This window comes from Streptacidiphilus monticola (assembly GCF_042658505.1).
Classification (GTDB): domain Bacteria; phylum Actinomycetota; class Actinomycetes; order Streptomycetales; family Streptomycetaceae; genus Streptacidiphilus; species Streptacidiphilus monticola.
Window position 1 is genome coordinate 1 of sequence record NZ_JBHSQJ010000067.1, and the last position, 3,740, is coordinate 3,740.

At 74.1% G+C, this 3,740-nt stretch carries 3 protein-coding genes and 2 pseudogenes; 4 read left to right on the top strand and 1 reads right to left on the bottom strand.

Features of this window, described 5'->3' with window-relative positions; all coding sequences use genetic code 11:
- The 3 genes and pseudogenes from ACFP3V_RS16745 to ACFP3V_RS16755 form a co-directional block, all read left to right on the top strand.
- Nucleotides 1–210 (top strand): annotated as a pseudogene (locus tag ACFP3V_RS16745) (urease accessory protein UreF); the annotation flags it as partial.
- 32 nt (nt 211–242) lie between these two features.
- On the top strand, nt 243–923 hold the full coding sequence (ureG, locus tag ACFP3V_RS16750) for an urease accessory protein UreG (RefSeq protein WP_380584135.1): 681 nt from the start codon (nt 243–245) through the stop codon (nt 921–923).
- A gap of 146 nt (nt 924–1,069) precedes the next feature.
- Nucleotides 1,070–1,477 (top strand): annotated as a pseudogene (locus ACFP3V_RS16755) (urease accessory protein UreD); the annotation flags it as partial.
- Nucleotides 1,478–1,620: 143 nt separating this feature from the next.
- On the opposite strand, the gene ACFP3V_RS16760 reads toward ACFP3V_RS16755, so the two are convergent.
- Complete coding sequence (locus tag ACFP3V_RS16760; RefSeq protein ID WP_380584137.1) at nt 1,621–2,103, bottom strand: MarR family winged helix-turn-helix transcriptional regulator; 483 nt, start codon at nt 2,101–2,103, stop codon at nt 1,621–1,623.
- A 622-nt stretch (nt 2,104–2,725) separates the two neighbouring features.
- On the opposite strand from ACFP3V_RS16760, the gene ACFP3V_RS16765 reads away from it, so the two are divergent.
- Nucleotides 2,726–3,619, top strand: coding sequence for an alkaline phosphatase family protein (locus ACFP3V_RS16765; RefSeq protein WP_380584139.1), 894 nt, complete (start codon nt 2,726–2,728; stop codon nt 3,617–3,619).
- Nucleotides 3,620–3,740: the final 121 nt, after the last annotated feature.

Sequence of the window (3,740 nt, forward strand, 5' to 3'; positions counted from 1 at the left end):
GTGCGGCTGCTCGGCCTCGACCCGTACCAGGCCACCGCCGTCCTGGCCCGGCTGACGGCGGATCAGGACGCCGTCGCCGAGCGGGCGGTGGCGGCGGCAGGGCAGGCCCGGGAACACGGCGTGGACGCCCTGCCGGCCGCCTCAGCACCCCTGCTCGACGTCCACGCCGAACAGCACGCCGCCTGGCCCGTCCGCCTCTTCGCCTCCTGACGCACCCTCACGCACCCGCAAGGAGCCACCGCATGCACCTCGACCCCGACCTCCCCACGCACACCCACCACGCCGCCCCGCGCGAGACCGGCGCGGGCGTCCGCCGCGCCCTGCGCATCGGCCTCGGCGGCCCCGTCGGCAGCGGCAAGACCGCGACCGTGGCGGCCCTGTGCCGGGCGCTGCGCGACGAGCTGTCGCTCGCCGTCGTCACCAACGACATCTACACCACCGAGGACGCCGAGTTCCTGCTGCGCAACGCGGTGCTGCCGCCCGAGCGGATCTCCGCGGTGGAGACCGGCTGCTGCCCGCACACGGCCATCCGCGACGACATCAGCGCCAACCTGGAGGCGGTGGAGGACCTGGAGGCGGAGGTCGGCCCGCTCGACCTGGTGCTGGTGGAGTCGGGCGGCGACAACCTGACCGCCACCTTCAGCCAGGGCCTGGTGGACCACCAGGTCTTCGTCATCGACGTGTCCGGGGGAGACAAGATCCCGCGCAAGGGCGGGCCCGGTGTGACCAGTTCGGACCTGCTGGTGGTGAACAAGACGGACCTGGCCCCGCTCGTCGGCGCCGACCTGGGCGTGATGGCCCGGGACGCGGCGGCCCAACGCGGCGCGCTCCCGGTGCTGTTCACGTCGCTGGCCGAGCCGGACGGCGTCGCCCCGGTGGCCGCCTGGGTCCGGGACCGGCTGCGCGACTGGCAGTCCGCCTGATGGTGGACGCGCACGCCCGGATCACCGCCGTGCCCGACGGGCGGGGCGGCACCGCGCTGCCCGTGCTGGCCGGGGACGGCCCGCTGGCGCTGCGTCGCACCCGCAGCGAAGCGCCGGGCACGGCCGCCGTCTGCGTGGTCGGTGCGATGGCGGCGCCGCTGGGCGGGGACCGGCTGCGGATCGAGGTCCGGGTCGAGCCCGGCGCGCGGCTGCGGGTCACCAGCGCCGCCGCGACGGTCTCCCTGCCGGGCGGCGTGCCGGCCCCGGCCCGCTACGAGCTGGACCTGGAGGTGGGGGAGGGCGCCGTGCTGGAATGGCTGCCGGAACCGCTGATCGCGGCGGCCGGCAGCGAGCTGCACGTGCGGGCGCGGCTGGCGGTGTCGGCGGGTGCCCGGCTGCTCCTGCGCGAGGAGCAGGTCCTCGGCCGGGCGGTGGACGCCGAACCGGGCGTCCTGCACAGCAGGCTGACGGTGCGTCAGGACCGGCGGCTGCTGCTGGACCAGGCCACCTCCCTCGGGCCCGGCGTCCCCGGCTGGGCCGGGGCTGCGGTGGCGGGGGAGCACCGGGCGCTCGGGCAGCTGCTCACCACCGCGCCGGTCGGCCCGGTCGTGCAGGCGGGTGACGCGGCGGCGTTCCCGCTCGCGGGCTCGCCGCTCACCCTCGTCACCGCCCTGGCCCCGGACGGCCTGGCGCTGCGTCAGCTCCTGGACGCGGCCGGCTCGGCGTGGAGCCCGGCCACGGCCCGGACCAGCGGCTCCAGCTCCGGCTGGGCGGCGGCGTCGGTCATCGCCTCGCGCAGCACCGCGAAGTGCGTCGGTTCGGCCTCCGCGAGCAGCGCCAGCCCCGCCGGGGTGACGTCGGTGTAGATGCCGCGGCGGTCGGTCGCGCAGAGGTAGCGGGTGAGCAGCCCGCGGTCCTCCAGCCGGGTCACCAGCCGGGTGGTCGCGCTCTGGCTGAGCACCACGGCCTCCGCCACCTGCGCCATCCGCAGGTGCCCGCCCTCCCCGCTGTGCTGCGGCCGCAGGGTGCTGAGCAGGCAGTACTCCCGCAGGCTCAGGCCGTGCTTCGACTGCAGCTCGTGGTCGAGGCGCGCCTCGATCCGGCCGTGCAGGGTGTAGAGGGTGTGCCAGCCCTGCGACAGCTGGGCGTCGCTGGCCGCGACGGCGTCGGTGGTGGACATCCGGCGGCTCCTTCCGGGTGGAGGTCCGAGGCGGCCCGACAGGCCACCCTCCAGGATACGGCACGATGCCGGAAACCCGCGCCTGCAATCAGTTGTCCTGGTCGAGCGGCCCGGCCGAGAGCCGGGCGAACCCGGGTCGGTTTCCCGGCCTCCGGTGCGACCAGGCTCAGCCACCGGCCGCCCGGTCCACCAGGCCGACGGCCGCCGCCGTGGGGCCGCTCGCCCGCGGCCAGCCGCTGCTCGCAGTCGGCCACCGTGCCCGCGTCGAGGGTTTGCGGATGCCGCGTCGCGACGGCGAACTCGAAGAGCACAGGGCGGTTGACCGTCCTGCTGCCCGGGGGCCGGCCGCGGGGGCCTGATCCGGGAGCAGCCGGTGCCCGGACCGACGGGGAACGCGGTCGGCTCGTCCCCGGCCGCTCCCGTCCTCGGGGCGGACCACGTCGGGGGAGCGGTGCGGCATGCGGGACATGGGGCCTGTGCAGCACGTGGGACGGCGTGCGGGGGAGGCCGCCAACTGTTCGCCGTGGCTTCACCTTTGTAGGCGCGCGCATGCCAACCGCCGCTCCCTACGCTCCTCGACGGCACCGATCCGTGTGACCTCCACTCCACCCTCGGGAGAGCCATGTCCGCCGTCCTGACGCGCACGCCGCGCCGGCGACTGATGTCCACGCTGGCCTCGGCGTTCGCGCTGACCGCCGCTTCCCTCGGCCTGTGGGCCACCAGCGCCGCGCACGCCCGCGCCGCGGGTACCGTCCCGACGCCCGACCACGTGGTCGTGGTCGTCATGGAGAACCACGCGTACAGCCAGATCATCGGCAGCTCCAGCGCCCCGTACATCAACTCCCTTGCCAGTGGCGGCGCCAACCTCACCGCCTCGTACGCGATCACGCACCCGAGCCAGCCCAACTACTACGCCCTGTTCTCCGGCAGCACCCAGGGCATCACCGACGACAGCTGCGTCACCATCGGCTTCAGCTCCGCGGCCAACCTCGCCAGCGAGGTCATCTCGTCGGGCCGGACCTGGGCCAGCTACAACGAGGGCCTGCCGGCCACGGGTTCGACCGTCTGCACCAACAGCAGCACCAAGTACGCGCAGAAGCACAACCCCTGGTTCGGCTTCAGCAACGTGCCGACCTCGCTCGCGTACCCGTTCACCAGCTTCCCCACCGACTTCACCAAGCTGCCGACGGTCTCCTTCGTGACGCCGAACCTCTGCAGCGACATGCACGACTGCTCGATCACCACCGGCGACAACTGGATCAAGAACAACCTGGGGGCCTACGCCACCTGGGCCAAGACCCACAACAGCCTGCTGGTCGTCACCTTCGACGAGGACAACCAGCTGAACGGCAACCGGATCCCGACCGTCCTGTACGGCCAGCCGGTCACCGCGGGCAGCACCTCCGGCACCACCTACAACCACTACAGCCTGCTGCGCACGATCGAGGACATGTACGGCCTCGGCTACGCGGGCAACTCGGCCTCCGCCTCCGACATCACCGGAATCTGGGGCTGACGCGTGTACCTGGCGGATCGCTCCGCCCCCACCGCGCCGGGCCGTACCAGCGGCCCGGCGCGGGCCGTGTCCGGAACGGTCGTGGCGCTGGGTGCGGTGAGTCTGGTCACGGATGTCTCCT

Bases quoted from the DNA above. Each gene is read 5' to 3' on its own strand.
- ACFP3V_RS16765 (WP_380584139.1), top strand. From the start codon at position 2,726: ATGTCCGCCGTCCTGACGCGCACGCCGCGCCGGCGACTGATGTCCACG.
- ACFP3V_RS16760 (WP_380584137.1), bottom strand. From the start codon at position 2,103: ATGTCCACCACCGACGCCGTCGCGGCCAGCGACGCCCAGCTGTCGCAG.
- ureG (WP_380584135.1), top strand. From the start codon at position 243: ATGCACCTCGACCCCGACCTCCCCACGCACACCCACCACGCCGCCCCG.